The organism is Glycomyces arizonensis DSM 44726 (assembly GCF_000482705.1).
GTDB lineage: Bacteria > Actinomycetota > Actinomycetes > Mycobacteriales > Micromonosporaceae > Glycomyces > Glycomyces arizonensis.
On record NZ_AXWO01000001.1, the window covers coordinates 373,396 to 390,342 of the forward strand.

General features: G+C 70.7%; 20 protein-coding genes, 1 tRNA gene and 1 riboswitch. Of the genes, 7 read left to right on the forward strand and 14 right to left on the reverse strand.

What is annotated here, in order from left to right; translation table 11 throughout:
• The first annotated feature begins 5 nt into the window (after positions 1-5).
• The 6 genes from H613_RS0101655 (at position 6) to H613_RS0101680 (ending at position 4,060) form a co-directional block, all read left to right on the forward strand.
• On the forward strand, positions 6-770 hold the full coding sequence (locus H613_RS0101655) for an ATP-binding cassette domain-containing protein (RefSeq protein WP_026922423.1): 765 nt from the start codon (positions 6-8) through the stop codon (positions 768-770).
• Positions 767-2,029 carry a sugar ABC transporter permease gene (locus H613_RS0101660; protein WP_026922424.1) on the forward strand — a complete coding sequence of 421 codons (1,263 nt, stop codon included), beginning with the start codon at positions 767-769 and terminating at the stop codon, positions 2,027-2,029. Before H613_RS0101655 ends, H613_RS0101660 begins: the two co-directional genes overlap by 4 nt.
• 2 nt (positions 2,030-2,031) lie before the next feature.
• Complete coding sequence (locus H613_RS0101665) at positions 2,032-3,123, forward strand: ROK family transcriptional regulator (protein WP_026922425.1); 1,092 nt, start codon at positions 2,032-2,034, stop codon at positions 3,121-3,123.
• A gap of 117 nt (positions 3,124-3,240) precedes the next feature.
• Positions 3,241-3,411 carry a hypothetical protein gene (locus H613_RS30570; protein WP_156925767.1) on the forward strand — a complete coding sequence of 57 codons (171 nt, stop codon included), beginning with the start codon at positions 3,241-3,243 and terminating at the stop codon, positions 3,409-3,411.
• Positions 3,412-3,541: 130 nt separating this feature from the next.
• On the forward strand, positions 3,542-3,799 hold the full coding sequence (locus tag H613_RS0101675) for a type II toxin-antitoxin system Phd/YefM family antitoxin (RefSeq protein WP_026922426.1): 258 nt from the start codon (positions 3,542-3,544) through the stop codon (positions 3,797-3,799).
• Positions 3,800-4,060 carry a Txe/YoeB family addiction module toxin gene (locus H613_RS0101680; protein ID WP_026922427.1) on the forward strand — a complete coding sequence of 87 codons (261 nt, stop codon included), beginning with the start codon at positions 3,800-3,802 and terminating at the stop codon, positions 4,058-4,060.
• 135 nt (positions 4,061-4,195) lie between these two features.
• Here H613_RS0101680 and H613_RS0101685 read toward each other — a convergent pair.
• The 14 genes from H613_RS0101685 to H613_RS0101750 form a co-directional block, all read right to left on the reverse strand.
• A tRNA-Gln gene (locus tag H613_RS0101685) sits at positions 4,196-4,267 on the reverse strand.
• Positions 4,268-4,309: 42 nt separating this feature from the next.
• Complete coding sequence (locus H613_RS28815) at positions 4,310-5,002, reverse strand: hypothetical protein (RefSeq protein ID WP_026922428.1); 693 nt, start codon at positions 5,000-5,002, stop codon at positions 4,310-4,312.
• Positions 5,003-5,095: 93 nt separating this feature from the next.
• Positions 5,096-5,782, reverse strand: coding sequence for a hypothetical protein (locus H613_RS23800; RefSeq protein ID WP_051392811.1), 687 nt, complete (start codon positions 5,780-5,782; stop codon positions 5,096-5,098).
• Between the two features lie 38 nt (positions 5,783-5,820).
• Positions 5,821-6,693 (reverse strand): LemA family protein, encoded by an 873-nt coding sequence (locus tag H613_RS23805; protein WP_084546214.1) that lies wholly within the window; start codon positions 6,691-6,693, stop codon positions 5,821-5,823.
• Positions 6,694-6,762: 69 nt separating this feature from the next.
• Entirely contained in the window at positions 6,763-8,094 is a 1,332-nt protein-coding gene (gene glmM / locus H613_RS0101705; protein WP_026922429.1) for a phosphoglucosamine mutase, read from the reverse strand.
• A gap of 143 nt (positions 8,095-8,237) precedes the next feature.
• Entirely contained in the window at positions 8,238-8,765 is a 528-nt protein-coding gene (gene rpsI / locus H613_RS0101710) for a 30S ribosomal protein S9 (protein WP_026922430.1), read from the reverse strand.
• Positions 8,766-8,785: 20 nt separating this feature from the next.
• A complete protein-coding gene (gene rplM, locus H613_RS0101715; protein ID WP_026922431.1) occupies positions 8,786-9,229 on the reverse strand; it encodes a 50S ribosomal protein L13 in 444 nt (147 codons plus the stop codon).
• 368 nt (positions 9,230-9,597) lie between these two features.
• Complete coding sequence (gene thiC, locus H613_RS0101720; RefSeq protein ID WP_026922432.1) at positions 9,598-11,226, reverse strand: phosphomethylpyrimidine synthase ThiC; 1,629 nt, start codon at positions 11,224-11,226, stop codon at positions 9,598-9,600.
• Positions 11,227-11,241: 15 nt separating this feature from the next.
• Positions 11,242-12,081, reverse strand: coding sequence for a bifunctional hydroxymethylpyrimidine kinase/phosphomethylpyrimidine kinase (gene thiD, locus H613_RS0101725; protein WP_026922433.1), 840 nt, complete (start codon positions 12,079-12,081; stop codon positions 11,242-11,244).
• On the reverse strand, positions 12,078-12,845 hold the full coding sequence (locus H613_RS31590; protein ID WP_026922434.1) for a thiazole synthase: 768 nt from the start codon (positions 12,843-12,845) through the stop codon (positions 12,078-12,080). Before H613_RS31590 ends, thiD begins: the two co-directional genes overlap by 4 nt.
• 3 nt (positions 12,846-12,848) lie before the next feature.
• On the reverse strand, positions 12,849-13,091 hold the full coding sequence (gene thiS / locus H613_RS0101735) for a sulfur carrier protein ThiS (protein ID WP_026922435.1): 243 nt from the start codon (positions 13,089-13,091) through the stop codon (positions 12,849-12,851).
• Positions 13,088-14,146 carry a glycine oxidase ThiO gene (thiO, locus tag H613_RS0101740; RefSeq protein ID WP_169731939.1) on the reverse strand — a complete coding sequence of 353 codons (1,059 nt, stop codon included), beginning with the start codon at positions 14,144-14,146 and terminating at the stop codon, positions 13,088-13,090. Before thiO ends, thiS begins: the two co-directional genes overlap by 4 nt.
• Entirely contained in the window at positions 14,146-14,808 is a 663-nt protein-coding gene (thiE, locus tag H613_RS0101745; protein WP_026922437.1) for a thiamine phosphate synthase, read from the reverse strand. Before thiE ends, thiO begins: the two co-directional genes overlap by 1 nt.
• A riboswitch (TPP riboswitch) is annotated at positions 14,801-14,907 on the reverse strand. Its footprint overlaps the gene before it by 8 nt.
• 68 nt (positions 14,908-14,975) lie before the next feature.
• Complete coding sequence (locus H613_RS0101750) at positions 14,976-15,575, reverse strand: class I SAM-dependent methyltransferase (RefSeq protein ID WP_026922438.1); 600 nt, start codon at positions 15,573-15,575, stop codon at positions 14,976-14,978.
• A 312-nt stretch (positions 15,576-15,887) separates the two neighbouring features.
• Between H613_RS0101750 and H613_RS0101755 the strand changes: the two genes are divergently transcribed.
• Positions 15,888-16,739, forward strand: a complete 852-nt coding sequence (locus H613_RS0101755; RefSeq protein WP_026922439.1) for a hypothetical protein — start codon at positions 15,888-15,890, stop codon at positions 16,737-16,739.
• Positions 16,740-16,947: the final 208 nt, after the last annotated feature.

The window sequence follows — 16,947 nt, forward strand, 5'->3', positions numbered from 1 at the left end:
CTCCAGTGCTGCTCGAACTCTCCCGCGTCTCCAAGAGCTTCGGCCCCGTCGAAGTCCTCTCCGAGGTGGACCTCGCCATCGACGCCGGCGAGGTGTGCGCCCTCGTCGGCGACAACGGCGCCGGCAAGTCGACGCTGGTCAAATGCATCGCCGGGATCCACACCGTCGACGGCGGCACCGTCGCCGTCGACGGCCGCTCCCGCGACATCTCCGGCCCGCGCGACGCCGCCGCGCTCGGCATCGAGGTCGTCTACCAAGACCTCGCCCTGTGCGACAACCTCGACGTCGTCGAGAACATGTTCCTCGGCCGGGAGAAGCTCCATGGCGTCGTCCTCGACGACGACGCCATGGAGCAGCTCGCCGCCGAGACGCTCGACTCCCTGGCAGTGCGCACCATCCGCAACCTCCGCCAGAACGTCGCCAGCCTCTCCGGCGGCCAGCGGCAGACCGTCGCCATCGCCAAGGCCGTGCTGTGGAACTCCAGGCTCGTCATCCTCGACGAGCCCACCGCCGCGCTCGGCGTCGCCCAGACCAGGCAGGTGCTCGAACTCATCCGGCGCCTGGCCGATCAGGGCCTGGCCGTCCTCTACATCAGCCACAACCTCAACGACGTGTTCGCCGTCGCCGACCGGATCGCCGCCCTCTACCTCGGCCGCATGGCCGCCGTCCTCGACGCCGCCGACGCCACCCAGTCGCAGGTGGTCGAGCTGATCACCAGCGGCCGGTCCGGTGAGGTCGGCCTGACCGAAACGAACGGAGTCCGGCCGTGAGCACCGATGTCCAGAATCCGCCCGAGACCCGGAGCGAGGCCGGCGCGGCGCGGGCCGTCGCGGCCCACTTCCGCGACTACCTCGCGAAAGTGCGCGGCGGGGAGGTCGGGGCGCTCCCGGCCGTCACCGGGATCATCGCGCTGTGCGTCGTCTTCGGCGCCGCCGACCCGGTGTTCCTGTCGGTGGGGAACCTGGCGAACCTGTTCGGCCAGGGCGCGGCCGTCGCCTGCATCGCGATGGGCCTGGTGTTCGTGCTCATCATCGGCGAGATCGACCTGTCGGCCGGATACGCCTCGGGCGTGTGCGCCGCGCTCATGGCGGTGGCCCTCACCGAGTGGGGCATGCCGTGGCCGGTCGCCATCGGCGTGGCCATCGCCGCGGGGGTCGCCATCGGCCTGCTGCTCGGCGCCATCGTCGTCAAGCTCGGCATCCCCTCGTTCGTGGTCACCCTCGCGGCCTTCCTGGCCTTCCAGGGCATCGTGCTCATCATCCTCGACAAGGGCGCCAACATCTCCATCAACAACGAGACCGTCAAGGCCATCGCCGGGGGCAACCTCGAGCGCTGGCAGGGATGGACGCTGCTGGTCGTGACCGTGGCCGCCTACGCCGCGCTCCAGCTCTCGCGGTGGCGGCGGCGCGTCGGGCGCGGGCTCGTCCACGAGCCGTTCGCGGTGGTGTGCGCCAGGATCGCCGCTCTGGCGGCACTGCTGGCGGCCACGGTGTTCCTGCTCAACCTGGAGCGCTCGGCCAATCCGCAGCTCGTCTCGCTCACCGGCGTGCCGGTCGTGGTGGTGGTGCTCGGGGCCCTGTTCGTGCTGTGGTCGTTCGTGCTGCACCGCACCAGGTTCGGCCGACACCTGTACGCCGTGGGCGGGAACGCCGAGGCGGCCCTGCGCGCGGGCGTCGCGGTCGACCGGGTCCGCATCGCCGCGTTCGTGATCTGCTCGGCCATGGCGGCCGTCGGCGGCATCGTCGCCGCCTCCCGGGCGGCCTCGGTGGACCCGAACACGGGTGGGTCCAATGTGCTGCTGCTTTCTGTCGGGGCCGCTGTGATCGGCGGTGCTAGCCTGTTCGGTGGCAAGGGCACGGTACGAGCGGCCCTGCTGGGAGGCGCGGTAGTGGCGATCATCAACAACGGCATGGGCCTGATGGGCCTGGACGCGGGCGTCCGGTTCGGCGTGACCGGCGCGGTGCTGCTGCTGGCGGCGGGCGTCGACGCGATGTCCCGAGGCCGAGGTGCGCTCTTCGGCAGGCACTAGCGGTGGCCCGACCAGCGACGGAGGAGCTGCGCCGGCGAAACCGCAGCGCCCTGCTCGACCAACTGCACCGCCACGGGCCCCAGACGCGGGCCGAGCTGACCGAGGCGCTCGGGCTCAACCGGTCCACGATCGGGGCGCTGGCGGCGGACCTGTCGCAGTCGGGGCACATCCGCGAGACGACCGGGCGGTCGACCGGCAGCGCCGGTCGGCCCTCGACGCTGGTCGAGTGCGTGGCGGAGGCGGCCCAGGTGGCCGCGGTCGAGATCCGCTCGGGCCTGGCCCGCCTGTCGGTGGTCGGGCTCGGCGGGGCGGTCCTGGAGCGGGCCGAGGCGCCGCTGGAGGCGGACATAGAGCCGCTGGAGGCCGCGGCGACGGTCGCGCACCTGCTGGACGGCGCGGGCGTCGCCGACGCGGTCGCGGCGGTGCCGGGGCTGGTCGAGGGCCCGATCGTGGCCTATTCGAGCGAGCTGGGGTGGGCCGACCGCGATTTCGGCACCGACCTGCTCAAGGCGACCGGTCGGCACTGGCGGATGGTCGACACGGCCACGGCCGCGGCGGTCGGCGAGTGGTCGCGGGGGGACGCGGGCGGCTCGGCTAACCTGCTGTACCTGCACGGCGGCAGGGGCCTGACCGCCGGGGTGATCGTCGACGGGCGGCCGCGGTGCGGCAGTTCGATCGCGCTGGGCCACCTCGTGGTCGCGCCGGAGGGGGCCGAGTGCCGGTGCGGGCTGCGCGGGTGCCTGGAGGTCGAGATGGGCGCGAGCCGGTTCGCCGAGGCGGTGGAGACGACCACGGTCGCGGCGTGGATGGGCGACAGCGTCGCGCGGCAGACGGTGCGGCGGTCGGGCGAGTGCCTGGGCCGGGCGCTGGGCGCGGTGGTCACGGCGACGAACCCGGACGAGATCCTGTTCGGCGGCTGGCTGAGGGAGCTGTACCTGGCCTCGGCGGCGACGGTGCGCTCGAGCCTGGCGGCGACGACCCTGCCGCAGCTGCGCGCCCGCCTGCGCCTGCGAACCCCGGCGCTGGGAGCGGAGGGCCCCCTGATCGGAGCGGCGGAAACGGGCTTCGAGGCGCTCATAGACGACATGCGCTGATCGCTCGCAGCAAGAAGCGCTGCGAGTGGTCGTTAGTCGACCAGTCGCCTCTATAACCGATACTCTGCCCGCGCCCGCACGGCGCTCAGGCGCGGGCCGCTCGGTAAAAATTGTGGAATGAGTCAGCCGACACCGGCCGAGAAGTTCCGCATCGCCCTCGACCTGCACGAGGCCGGTCTGCGCATGCACGAACAGACACTACGCCGCCGCTACCCTGAGGCCGGCGATGAACAGATCCGCGAGGCCCTGTTCACCTGGCTGGCGCGCCGGTCCGCCGCACGGGTCTGACCGTTCGCGACACCGGACAGCGCTCACGGCCGAAGTCGTCGCGGACAAATGGACCAATATTCTGTGGTACGATTTTCCGTACAAGTCATGTACAATATATGGCATTACCTCTGGGAGAGGAGGCGGCGGCATGACCATCACTGCGAGTGAGGCCAGGAAGGACCTGTTCCCGCTCATCAAGAAGGTCAACGACGACCACGCCCCGGTGCGGATCTCCTCGAAGGGCGGCAACGCCGTGCTCATGTCCGAAGAGGACTACGAGGCATGGCAGGAGACGATGTTCTTGCTCCGGTCGCGCCGCAACGCCGAGCGGCTGATGCGGTCGATCGCCGAGATGGACGCCGGAGGCGGCACTGTCCACGACCTCGTCGAGGTGGAGGACGACTGAGTGAAGACGGTCTTTTCGGAAGTCGGCTGGGAGGACTACACCTACTGGGCCGAGAACGACCGCAAGACGACCAAGCGGATCAACCGCCTGGTCAAGGAGATCAAGCGTGAACCGTTCACGGGCATCGGCAAGCCCGAGCCGTTGAAGGGCCCGCTGTCGGGGTGGTGGTCGCGGCGGATCGATGAGGAGCACCGCCTGGTCTACCGGGTGCGGGATGACGCCGTCGAGGTCGTCCAGGCCCGCGGGCACTACGGCGACTGATGGCGGATCGCCGTCGGTTCGGTGGCATTCACCGCCGATCGCGCCCCGGCCGACATTCGATTGCCCTCCGCGAACCGGTCGGGAACGGCGAACGGGCTTGCCCCTCGCCCACCGCCACCCGAACCGGAATGAATGCTGGCCCACCAGGACTCGAACCTGGAATGACTGAACCAAAATCAGTAGTGTTGCCGATTACACCATGGGCCAATACGGGCCGCGCCATGCAGCGCGACCCGGTCCAGGATAACGCTACGGGTTCAACCACACGTGCCGGGGCACTCGGGCGTACACGTCCAGCAGGAAGTCCGCGCGGGTGAACACGTCTCCGAGGTCGACCCCGCCCGGCCGAATGCTCATCAGCCACGGCCCGTCGAAACGCCACTGGTAGGTCTGGGCGCGCCGGTCGGCCAGCATCCACTCCATCGTGCGGGGGTCGATCACGTCGAACGCGAAGCGCCGGTCCGTCGACTGGATCTTGAACAGGTCGTTGAACCGCGGGTTCTCGAAGTCGATGTCCTCGTCCCACCTCGACAGGAAGCCCTCCTGGCCGATGTCCAGGACCGGGAGCGACTGCGGCAGGTCGATCGCCACCACCTGGTAGGAGAGCGACACGGAGCGGTCGCCGGAGCCCGAGGCGTAGTCGTACTGGAAGAACAGCAGGCGCGTGTCCCTATACGTCCCGCGGAACACGTCCACGCACTTCCGTTCGCGGCCGATGCCGAACGGCGGCACCGACGACACCCCCGCCACGGAGTCGTCCCTCCGCTCGTACCGGTAGCCGTACCGGGACGCCCAGGCCCGGAAGGCGCGGATCTCCTTCTGCTTGTTGCGCCAGCCGATGAAGCAGAGGACGGCGACGACGAGGCCGATGGCGAGAAACGCCGCCACGGCCCCGCCGTTGACGCCGGTGCCGCTGCTCTGCGCGATCATGTTCGCTTGCATGAATGGGACTTCCTTGTCGGGGATGGTGGAAGAACCGTTCGCAGCCGTGCGGAAGGCGCCCGTGCCAGGCCGCGCCGCGCGGCCCACCGGTCGCTACCGGTTGGACCACACGTGCCGGGGCACCTGGGCGTACACGTCGATCAGGAAGTCCGCGTAGAAGAAGACCTCTTCGAGCTTCAGCGCGCCCGGACGGAACGTCATGAGCCACGGTCCCTCGAACCGCCAGGGGTAGGACATCGCCCGCTGGTCGGCGAGCATCCACTCCATGGTCCGGGCGTGGATCACGTCGAACGCGAACCGGCGGTTGGGCGACTTGACTCTGAAAGTGTCGTTGAACCGCTGGTTCTCGAAGTCGATGTCCTTCTGGAACCGCTTGGAGAACGCGTTCTCCTGGCTGATGTCGAGCAGGGGGCGCGCCGTCGGCAGGCCGATCGCGACCACCTGGTTGGGGTGCGTCCGCGACTCCTTGCCCGAGCCGGTCGTGTAGTTGTACTGGAAGAACACGATGTGCATGTTCTTGTACCTGCCGCGGAAGACGTCGAGGCCCTGCCGCGCCCGGCCGGTGTTGAACGGGTCCTCGCTCGAGAGCGCGGTGACCGAGTCGTCGCGCGGTTCGTAGTGGAAGCCGTACTGCGCCGCCCACGCCCGGTAGGCGGCGATCTTCTTCTTCCTGAGCCACCAGCCGAGCCAGGCGAGGCCGCCCATGACGACGACGATGATCACAAAGATGACGATCGAACCGGCGTCGCCATCGCTCGCGGCGAGCAGAGTTTCTTGCACGGGGGGAGGTCCTTGACGTGATGGAGTACCGGAGCGGCTTAACGGTTGTACGGCTGCTGCCCGTATCCGGGCTGCTGGCCGTAACCGGGTTGCTGCGGCTGCTGGGGCTGCTGCGGGTATCCCGGCTGGGGCTGGCCGTATCCGGGCTGCTGCGGCGGCTGGCCGTAACCCGGCTGGGCCGGAGGCTGCCCGTAACCGGGCTGCTGGGGCTGGCCGTAGCCCACCTGCTGCGGCTGCTGCTGGTAGCCGGGCATCTGCCCCGGGGCCGGCTGCTGCGGCGGCAGCTGCTGCTGTTGCGGCTGCTGGGGCTGCATGTAGCCGGGCTGGCCCATGTCGCGCAGGCGCGGGGCCGAGCGAGCCTCGGGGCTGTCGAGCTCGAAGTACTCCTCGGGCGCGAAGCCGCCCATCTTCGCGGAGATGCTGCCGGGGAAGACCTGGAGCGCGGTGTTGTACTCGCGGACGTTCGCGTTGTAGAACCGGCGCGGCGCGGCGATGCGGTTCTCGGTCTCGACGATCTCGGCCTGGAGCTGGAGGAAGTTCTGGTTGGTCTTCAGGGTCGGGTACGACTCCTGCATGTGGATGACGCCGCGGATCGCGCCCGAGAGCTGGCCCTCGGCCTGGCCCTGCGCGCCGTGGCCCTGGTTCGGGTCCTGGCGGGCCTGCATGGCGACCGCCCGCGCCTGGGACACCTGCACCAGTGTGGCGTTCTCAGCCCCGGCGGCCTGCTGGACGACGTGCATCAGGTTGTCCAGCAGGTCGTACCGGCGTTGCAGCTCCACGTCGATCTGCGCCCACGATTCCTGGGTGATGTTGCGCAGCCGCACCAGCTTGTTGCGTCCACCCAGGGCGACGAACACCAGGATGAGCGCTATCAGCAGCAGCACGACGAGGATCACGATGGCTGTGTTCATGAAACGAGAGCTTAGTGCATCTACGCCACCACTCGGGCACCGCGCGTCGGCCCCTCCCGGCTGTGGGGATCAGGCGATGCGGGCGCTCTCGACCACGGACGCGAGCTCGGCGGCGACCGACTGCGCGACCGGTTCCTCGGAGGCCTCGACCATGACGCGCACGAGCGGCTCGGTGCCGGAGGGGCGCAGCAGGACGCGGCCGTCGGCGCCGAGCTTGTGCTGCCACTGGGCGACGGCGCCTCGTACGGCCTCGGTCTCGATGACGGACTTGTCGGCGACTCGCACGTTGATGAGGACCTGCGGGGCGGCCTTGAACACCGAGGCGAGGTCGGCGAGGCTCCGGCCGGTGGCGGCCATGCGGGCCAGCAGCATCAGCGAGGTCAGCGTGCCGTCGCCGGTGGTGGCATGGGCGGGCAGGACGATGTGCCCGGACTGCTCGCCGCCGAGCGAGAACCCGCCTTCGCCGAGGCGTTCGAGGACGTAGCGGTCGCCGACCTTGGTCGTCTCCAGTTTGATGCCGGCGGCGTCCATCGCCTGGTGGAGGCCGAGATTGCTCATCACCGTGGTGACAAGGGTCTCACCTTGGAGGGTCCCGGCCTCGCGCATCGCCAGCGCGAGGATCGCCATGATGGCGTCGCCGTCGACCGCCTCGCCCGTGGCGTCGACGGCGAGGCAGCGGTCGGCGTCGCCGTCGAGGGCGATGCCGACGTCGGCGCCGTGCTCGACGACGGCGGCGCGGAGCCCCTCGATGTGCGTGGACCCGCAGTCGTCGTTGATGTTGAGCCCGTCGGGGGCGGCGTTGATGGCGACGACCTCGGCGCCGGCGCGGCGCAGCGCCTCGGGGGCGGCGTGGGTGGCGGCGCCGTTGGCGGGGTCGACGACGACCTTCAGGCCGTCCAGCGGGTTCGGGCACACCGACACCAGGTGCTCGATGTAGGCCTCGACGGGGGCGGCGGCCTGGGAGATGCGGCCGACGGCCTCGCCCTGCGGCAAGGGCTCAGGGGCGCCCATGGCCTGCTCGATGGCGTCCTCGACCTCGTCGGGGAGCTTGCGGCCGCCAGCGGCGAAGAACTTGATGCCGTTGTCGGGCATGGGGTTGTGGGAGGCGGAGATCATGACGCCGAACGCGGCGCCGGTGGTGGCGGTGAGGTGCGCCACAGCGGGGGTGGGGAGGACGCCGAGGTCGATGACCTCGGCCCCGGCGGCGGCGAGCCCGGCCGCCGAGGCGGCCTCGAGCATCTCGCCGGAGGCGCGGGGATCGCGTCCGATGACGACGGTGGGGCGGCGGCCCGCGGAGCCGAGCACTCGCACGGCCGCGATGCTGAGTTGAAGCGCCAGTTCAGGCGTGAGGTCGGCGTTGGCCCGTCCCCGGACGCCGTCGGTGCCGAACAGTCGTGACACGGTGTATCCCCTACTTGGCGTGCGTGCGAGCCGTGCGACGGCCCTGGTCGTCGATGACAAAGGAATCGGGGCCGCCGAGGATGTCCTCGGCAGCCCCGTTGCATGTGCAGACTAGCGCGTTCCCCTCGAAAGGGGGAACCGTGCTAGCGCTTCGAGTACTGCGGCGCCTTGCGGGCCTTCTTGAGACCGTACTTCTTGCTCTCCTTCTCGCGCGCGTCGCGGGTCAGGAAGCCGGCGGCCTTGAGGGCCGGGCGCATGTTCGGGTCGATCTCGACGAGGGCCCGGGCGATGCCCAGGCGCAGCGCGCCGGCCTGGCCGGTGGCGCCGCCGCCGTGGATGTTGACGAGGACGTCGAAGTTGTCGCCGGCCTCGACGGTGACGAACGGCTCCGCCACGGTCTGCTGGTGGACCTTGCTCGGGAAGTAGTCCTCGAGGGTCTTGCCGTTGACGACGTACTTGCCGGTGCCCGGGACCAGGCGGACGCGGGCGATGGCCCTCTTGCGGCGGCCCACGGTCTGGATGGGGCGGTCGGCCGGGACGGCGGGGACGCTGGGCACGGTCGGGGCCGCGGCCACGTCGGCGGGGACCTCGACGGGCGCCTCGACGACGGCTTCAGGGGCCTCGGGGGCCTCGTTCTCGACGGTCTCGGGGACCTGGTTCTGGTCGCTCATGGTTCTGCTCCTCAACGCGCCTACTGCGCGACCTTCGTGATCTCGTACGGCTTCGGCTGCTGGGCGGTGTGCGGGTGGCCGGGGCCGACGTACACCTTCAGCTTCTTGAACATGGCGCGACCGAGCTTGTTCTTCGGCAGCATGCCGAGCACGGCCTTCTCGACGACCTTGTGCGGGGCCTTCTCCATGAACTCCGCGTAGGTCTTCTCTTTGAGGCCGCCCGGGTAGCCGGAGTGGCGGTAGGCCTTCTTCTGGAGCAGCTTGTTGCGCGTCAGGACGACCTTCTCGGCGTTGACCACGATGACGTAGTCGCCGGTGTCGGTGTTCGGAGCGAACGTGGGCTTGTGCTTGCCTCGGAGCAGTTGGGCCGCGTGCGTCGCGAGCCGACCCAACACCACGTCGGACGCGTCGATCACGAGCCACTGCCGGTCGATGTCTTCCGGCTTGGGGCTGTACGTGCGCACAGGTTTACCTAGCTTTCGTTGTCGGTGTGGAACGAACCCCGCGGAGATGTCGCGGAGCCGCCTGAATCCCGCGGGCCTCGCGACCCCGCCTTCGACGAGCGCGGGCCGCGGACGGCCCGACCGGGATTCGTTGGACAGTGCCTCGTGAAGAGCGCACTCGAACAACAGCTACTCAGTTTACGTGGTCACGACGGCCGCCCCGCAGGCGGCCACCGTGACCTCGAATACAGCACACCCCGTCACAGCGGAAACGAACTGGACCAGGAAAATTCTATAGTCTATAACCTATACCCTACAGCCCATAAACCCATAGATTATAGGATATAATTCGACAGTACCGTCGGTTATAAGCTATAAGATCGGTGTGCCTAGTTCGCTTCGACAACCGGCAGGTAGACCTTGCCGCCCGCGTCGCGGAACTCCTCGCTCTTGGCGCGCATGCCCTCCTCGGCGAGCTCACGGTCCGTGGACCCGCCTCCCCCAGTGGCCTCTCGATCCGCGAACCGTCCCTGCGCGGCGTAGTCCTTCAGCTCCTGGCTGATCTTCATCGAGCAGAACTTCGGGCCGCACATCGAGCAGAAGTGCGCGGTCTTGGCGGGCTCGGCCGGCAGCGTCTCGTCGTGGTACTCGCGGGCCCGGTCCGGGTCGAGCGAGAGGTTGAACTGGTCCTCCCAGCGGAACTCGAACCGCGCCTTCGACAGCGCGTCGTCCCAGGCCTGCGCCGAGGGGTGGCCCTTGGCGAGGTCGGCGGCGTGGGCGGCGATCTTGTAGGCGATCACGCCCTCCTTGACGTCCTCGCGGTTCGGCAGGCCGAGGTGCTCCTTCGGGGTCACGTAGCAGAGCATCGCCGTGCCGAACCAGCCGATCATGGCCGCGCCGATCGCCGAGGTGATGTGGTCGTAGGCCGGGGCGACGTCCGTGGTGAGCGGCCCGAGCGTGTAGAACGGCGCCTCGCCGCACAGCTCCTGCTGGAGGTCCACGTTCTCCTTGATCTTGTGCATCGGCACGTGGCCGGGGCCCTCGATCATGACCTGCACGTCGTACTCCCAGGCGATCCGGGTCAGCTCGCCGAGCGTGCGCAGCTCGGCGAACTGGGCCTCGTCGTTGGCGTCGGCGATCGAGCCGGGCCGCAGGCCGTCACCCAGGGAGAAGGCGATGTCGTACTCGGCGAAGATCTCGCACAGCTCCCTGAAGTTCGTGTAGAGGAAGTTCTCCTCGTGGTGCGCCAGGCACCAGGCGGCCATGATCGAGCCGCCGCGCGAGACGATCCCGGTGACGCGCTCGGCGGCCAGCGGCACATACCGCAGCAGCACCCCGGCGTGGACGGTCATGTAGTCGACGCCCTGCTCGGCCTGCTCGAGGATCGTCTCCCGGTAGACCTCCCAGGTGAGCTTCACCGGGTCGCCGTTCACCTTCTCCAGGGCCTGGTAGAGCGGGACGGTGCCGATCGGGACCGGCGAGTTGCGGACGATGTGCTCGCGCGTCTCGTGGATGTGCTTGCCGGTGGACAGGTCCATGACCGTGTCGGCGCCCCACTTGACGGCCCAGGTGAGCTTCTCGACCTCGGCGGCGATGGAGTCTGAGACCGCCGAGGTGCCGATGTTCGCGTTGATCTTGGTGAGGAAGTGCTTGCCGATGACCATCGGCTCGGTCTCGGGATGGTTGACGTTCGCCGGGAGGATGGCGCGCCCGGCGGCGATCTCGTCGCGCACGAACTCGGGGGCGAGCCCCTCGCGGATCGCGACGAACTCCATCTCGGGGGTGACGGTCCCCTCCTTGGCGTAGCGCAGCTGCGTGTTGCACTGGCGCTGCTGGCGCTCGTCGATCCAGGCCCGGCGCAGCGCCGGGAGGCCCTGCTCGGGGTCTGAGCCGGGGCCGGAGGTGTCGTAGAGCCGCACCGGCGCCTCGCCGCCGCTGAGCTCCACTTCGGCGAACGGCACGCGGAGGTCCGGACGGGAGCCCTCGGTGTAGGTCTTCTTCCTTGCGGCGGATGCCATGTCGTCTCCTCGCTGCTACAGGGTGGCGCTCTTGCGGCCGTGATGGTGGTGGACGGGGCCCGGTCCGGCGCCGAGCCTCCAGCTCAATGCGGCCTTGAGGGCCTCGGTGACATAGGTCTTGGCGCCCGCGACGGCCTGCGCGAGCGGGTGACCGAGCGCGAGCCGGGCCGCGATCGCGGCGGCGAGCGTGCAGCCGGTGCCGTGGGTGTTGCGGGTCTGGACCCGCGGCGCGGCGAGATCGAGCATCTGCCCGTCGCACCACAGCACGTCGGTCACGACCTCGGCTGCTCCCCGCTCGTCCGTGGCGGCATGTCCGCCTTTGACCATGACGGCGCGCGGGCCGTAGGTGGCGAGCGCGCGGGCGGCCTCGCGCATGTCGTCCAGGCCGCGGATCTCGCGGCCGAGGAGTTGCCCTGCCTCGGGGAGGTTCGGGGTGACGACGGTGGCGAGCGGACCGAGCCTGCCGAGGTAGGCGGCGGCGTCGCCGGAGAACAGCGAATCGCCCGAGGTGGTGATCATGACGGGGTCCACGACGAGGGACGGGAGCCGGTCGGCGCCGCCGTATTCGGCGACGACGCCGAGGATCGCGTCGTCGCCGAGCATCCCGGTCTTGACCGCGGCGACGTCGAAGTCGGTGAGGACCGCCTCCAGCTGCGCGCGGACGAAGTCGGCGGGCGCGGCGTGGGCGGCGGTGACGCCGAGCGTGTTCTGCGCGGTGAGGGCGGTGATGGCACTGGTGCCGTGGACGCCGTGCGCCGCGAAGGTGTGCAGGTCGGCCTGGATGCCGGCGCCGCCGCCGGAGTCGGATCCGGCGATGGTGAGCGCGACGGGCGGCTGCCGGTGTGCTGGTCTCACAGGTCCGCGATCCCTTCGAAGCTGGTGGAGGCGTGCGCGAGGCGGCGTTTGGGGATGCGCCCGGCGAGGCGGGCGGCGCGTCCGGCGCTGACGGCGTCGCGCATGGCCCCGGCCATGAGCACGGGGTCGGCGGCGCGGGTGACGGCGGTGGCGAGCAGGACGGCCGCGCAGCCGAGTTCCATGGCCTGCGCGGCGTCGGAGGCGGTGCCGATGCCCGCGTCGCAGATGACCGGGACGCCCGCCTGCTCGCAGATGAGCGCGAGGTTGTGCGGGTTGCGGATGCCCAGGCCGGTGCCGATGGGCGCGGCCAGCGGCATGACGGCGGCGCATCCGGCCTCTTCGAGACGGCGGGCCAGGATCGGATCGTCGTTGGTGTAGGGCAGGACGGTGAAGCCGTCGCCGACGAGGGTCTCGGCGGCGTCGAGGAGTTCGACCGGGTCGGGCAGGAGGGAGTCCTCGTCGCCGATGACCTCGAGTTTGACCCAGCCGGTGCCGAAGGCCTCGCGGGCGAGGCGGGCGGTGCGCACGGCCTGCTCGGCGGTGAAGCACCCGGCGGTGTTGGGCAGGACGTCGACGCCGCAGCGCTCGATGACGTCCACGATGGATCCTTCGGCGCCCGGATTCACACGGCGGAGGGCGACGGTGACCAGTTCGGTGCCGGAGGCGGTGATGGCGTCGGCGAGCTGGGCGTGGTTGGCGGCGCCGCCGGTGCCGAGGATGAGCCGGGAGCCGAAGGCCTTGTCCGCGATCTGCAACTTGTCCATGGGTCAGCCTCCTTGGGTGGCGGTGAGGACCTCGACGGCGTCGCCCTCGGCGAGCGGGCGGTCCCATTCGGAGCGCGGGACGACTTCGCCGTTGACGGCGACGGCGGTGCCGCGCCCGAGCTCGGCGGCGCTTGCGGAGCCGTAATTCGGCGCAGCGGCGCCGTCGCCCGCGCCGAGCGCGGCGCGGACGGCGTCGGCGACGGTGGCGGGGCCGTCGTGCTCGCGCCCGTTGAGTTCGAACTTCATGAGCCTTCCTCGAATCGCAGCGGATCGAACGCTTCGTGAACGGCGCTCGCCTCTCCCGCAGTCAGCGCGGCGATGTGCTCTGCCGTGGCGGGGACGAGCGCGATGCCGTGCCGGTAGTGGCCGGTGGCCGCGATCGTCCGCTCGTCGAGGCGGCCGAGCAGCGGGAGATTGTCGGGAGCGGCGGGCCGGAAGCCGACCGTGACCTCGTCGAGGTGGTACTCGGCGATTTCGGGGACGAGGTCGATGGACCGTCGCAGCAGGTCATGGACGGCGCCGGCGGTGCCGGTGGTGGGGTCGAAGCCGCGCTCGTCGCTGGTGGCGCCGACGACGACCTCGCCGTTGTCGCGGGCGACGACGTACACGGGATGGCCCTGGACCCACCCGCGGACGGTGGTGCGCGGGACCGGCTGGCCGGGGGCGGCTCTCAGGCGCAGGACGGCGCCGCGGACGGGGCGGATCGGGAGTCCGAAGGCGGCCGAGCCGCATCCGGCGGCGAGGACGACCTGGTCGGCGTCGAGCGAGGCCGGGTCGTCCACCCGCTCGGCCCGGATCCGCACGCCGGCGCGCTCGACCGCCGCGAGCAGGGCGGCGTGGAGGGCGCGCGGGTCGACGGCGTGGTCGCCGGGGACCAGGACGCCGCCTCTCGTCCGGTGGGTGAGCAGCGGTTCGGCCTTGCGGGAGGCGCGGCCGTTCAGCGCCTCGAAGGCGCGGCCGCTCGACCGGTAGAGCGAGGCCTGCCGGTCGATCTCGGCGCGGTCGCCGTCGTCGAGCCCGACCATGAGCGTGGGGACGTCGCGGTAGCCGACCGCCGCCCCCGAGGCGTCCTCCAGCTTCTCGGCGAAGGCGGGCCAGGCGTCGACCGACTCGGCCATGAGCGGCAGCAGCTCTTCCTCGCCGAACTGGGCTTCGGTGACGGCGGCGAGCATCCCGGCGGCGACGCGGGAGGCGCCCGATCCGGGATCGGGGTCGTAGACGGTGACGTCGGCGCCGCGCCCGGCGGCCCGCCAGGCGACGGCGAGCCCGATCGATCCGGCACCGACGACGGCGAGCCGCATCACCATTCCCCCACGGCCTCAAGGATTTCGGCGGTGGCCCGCCCCGGATCGTCCGCGCCGGAGACCGCGCCGACGACGGCGACGCCGTGGGCGCCGGCCTCGCGGCAGGCGGCCACGCGTGCGGCGGTGATGCCGCCGATGGCGATGACGGGGAGGTCGACGGCCTCGCAGACGGCGGCGAGGCCGTCGAGTCCGATGGGGTCGGGCAGACCGGTCTTGGTGCCGGTAGACCACACGGGACCGACGCCCAGGTAGGTGGCCCCGGCGCGGCGCGCGGCGCGGGCGGCCTCGGGTTCGCGGCAGGTGCCGCCGATGACGGCGGCCGCGGGGAGGATGCGGCGGGCGACGTCGACGGGGAGATCGTCGGCGCCGAGGTGGACACCGTGGGCGCCGACCGCTTGCGCGATGTGGACGCGATCGTTGACGATGCACAACGCGTCATGCTCGGCGCACAGTTCGGCAAGGGCGGCAGCGAGATCGAGGGCGGCCCGATCGGTGTAGTGGTCTTCGGGTCGCACTTGGACGAGCCGCGCGCCCGCCTTCAGCGCCGCGGCGGCGACGGCCAGCGGCCCTCTCGGCGGTGCTTGCGAGCCGGACCTCGGTCCGGGATCCTCGCGAGTGTCGGTGATGAGGTGCAGCCGGGGTAGACGAGTAGCGTGCATGGCTCCTTCTCCCTGCGCCAGCATGATCTGGATCAGGTTCGACGGTCGGGACTACCAAGTCCCCTCTCAGCCCGATGCATCGGACTCCCGTGGGTTTATTCGCTTACGCGGCCCACGCTACGTCATAACGAGCACCGTAGGCAAGACCGGTGTCACGAAGCGGACACTTACGGCCGCTCGACCTTGAGCACTCGGTAGCCCTTGGCACTGGCGTGCTTGTCCACCGCCCAGCCCGATTCGGCGAGCCAGCGCGCCAGGGAGTCGGCGCCCAGGTGCTTCGAGACCACCAGCCACGCCACGCCGCCGGGCTTCAGGCGCGGCAGCCACGTCTCCAGCAGCCGGTGCAGGGCCTCCTTGCCCACCTTGATCGGCGGGTTCGACCAGATCTCGTCGAACGCCACCTCCCCCGGCACCTCCTCGGGGGTCGCGGCGCGCACCGTGCCCGGCGACTGCTCGGTGTTGCGCCGCGCCAGGTCGAGCGCGCGCCGGTTCACGTCCACCGCCCACACCTCCGCGTCCTCCCGCCGCGCCAGCACCGCGCTGATCGGCCCGTACCCGCACCCCAGATCCAGGAACGTCCCGCCCTCCTCGGGCGGGACCACCTTGCCCAGCAGCACGCTCGTCCCCGGGTCGAGGCGGTTGCCGGAGAAGACGCCGGTCGAGCTGGCCAGCTCGTAGGCCACGCCGTCCAGTTCGAAGGTGACGGTGCGCTCGCGGTCGTCGACGGCGGGCTGCTCGCTGAAGTAGTGCTCTGGCTGCTCGGACACACTCCCATTGTCACCCTTCCGCGGCCCGCGCCCGAGGCGGATCGCGTCGTAAGCTCGGCCATGGACCGTCGCCAGAGTGACGCCAGAGGCGCACAGTGTTTCGCGTTTCGCCCACTGGCACGAAGGCGCGCGCGGCTTACTCCCCCAGGGGGAACGTCCCCCGGATCGGGCCCTTCCCGGGGCTATGCTCCCCTCATGGCACACGGCCCGTCCCCCTTCGGTGTCCCGCAGCGAGAGCAGCGGCACGAGCGCACCGTTGAGGATCTCAACCGGGCTGAACACATCGACCGCGCACGACAGACTGCGCCGACGATGCGGCTCAGTCCCGAGCAGACGTCGCTGCCGCCGATGCCGGCGCAGCGCTCCTCGGAAGAGGAGATGCAGGAGCACCTGGAGCGCATCCACGCCTCGCGTCCGCTCCGCCGCGCCGCTCAGCGCGCCCGGCGCCGCACCCGCTGGTGGCTCGTCGTGCTCGCGGTGATCAGCGGCATCGCCGTCGTGGCCGCCTGCGGTGCAGGGGCGTTCATCGTGCTGCGGGAGGGGGAGACCTCTCCGGCGGCGCAGGGCGACGCGGCGACCGGTGAGCAGGAGTCTTCCGCGGACGCGTCGTCGGCGCCGCCCGAGGTCGTCGACCCGATCGAGCGGCGCGCGACCGATCCCGAGCCGGTCTCGGTCGCCGAGCTGTTCGGTTCGGCCGCGATCACCCCGTCCGGCGCGGCCGGGCCGTACGAGGTCCTGGCGACCGAGGAACTCGCCGACTGCTCGGAGGCGGGCCTCGACGAGCTCGCCGAGCTGCTGGCCGATTCGGGCTGCACGCAGACGGTGCGCGCGACGCTGGCCAGTCCCGACGGCGAGTACGCGGCCACCGCCGGCGTGCTCAATCTCGAGGACGCCGACGAGGCCGAGCAGCTGCGCGGGGCCGTCGAGGCGGGACTGGAGGGCGGGTTCGCCGCGCTGCGCGCCGACGGCGCGGGCGCCGAGCTCGGCCGGGCCCCGACGATGGTCGGCTACAACACCTACGGGCACTACCTGATGTACGTGGTCATCGGCCGCGCCGACGGCGAAGCCCTGGAGGACGCCGACGAGGCGGTCTTGACGGTGGTGAACGACATCGTCGACGTGTGGCTGGTGGATCAGCTCCTCCCGCGCCGCGCGGTCGAGTAGCCGCCCAGTCGGCGCAGTGGTCCTCAGGCCGGACTCGGACGAGCCGGGCCCCGGCTCTCAGTGCCGCCTTCGCGATCGGCAAGGGAAGACGCCGTCGCGGGTGAGCGCGTCCGTGATCCGGAATGTCCGGTGCGAGACGGTTCCGTGAGAAACGCGTGTCAATGTCGTTAACGCTTTGCTTTGTCTCTTGCTTCAGCCCATCATCCTC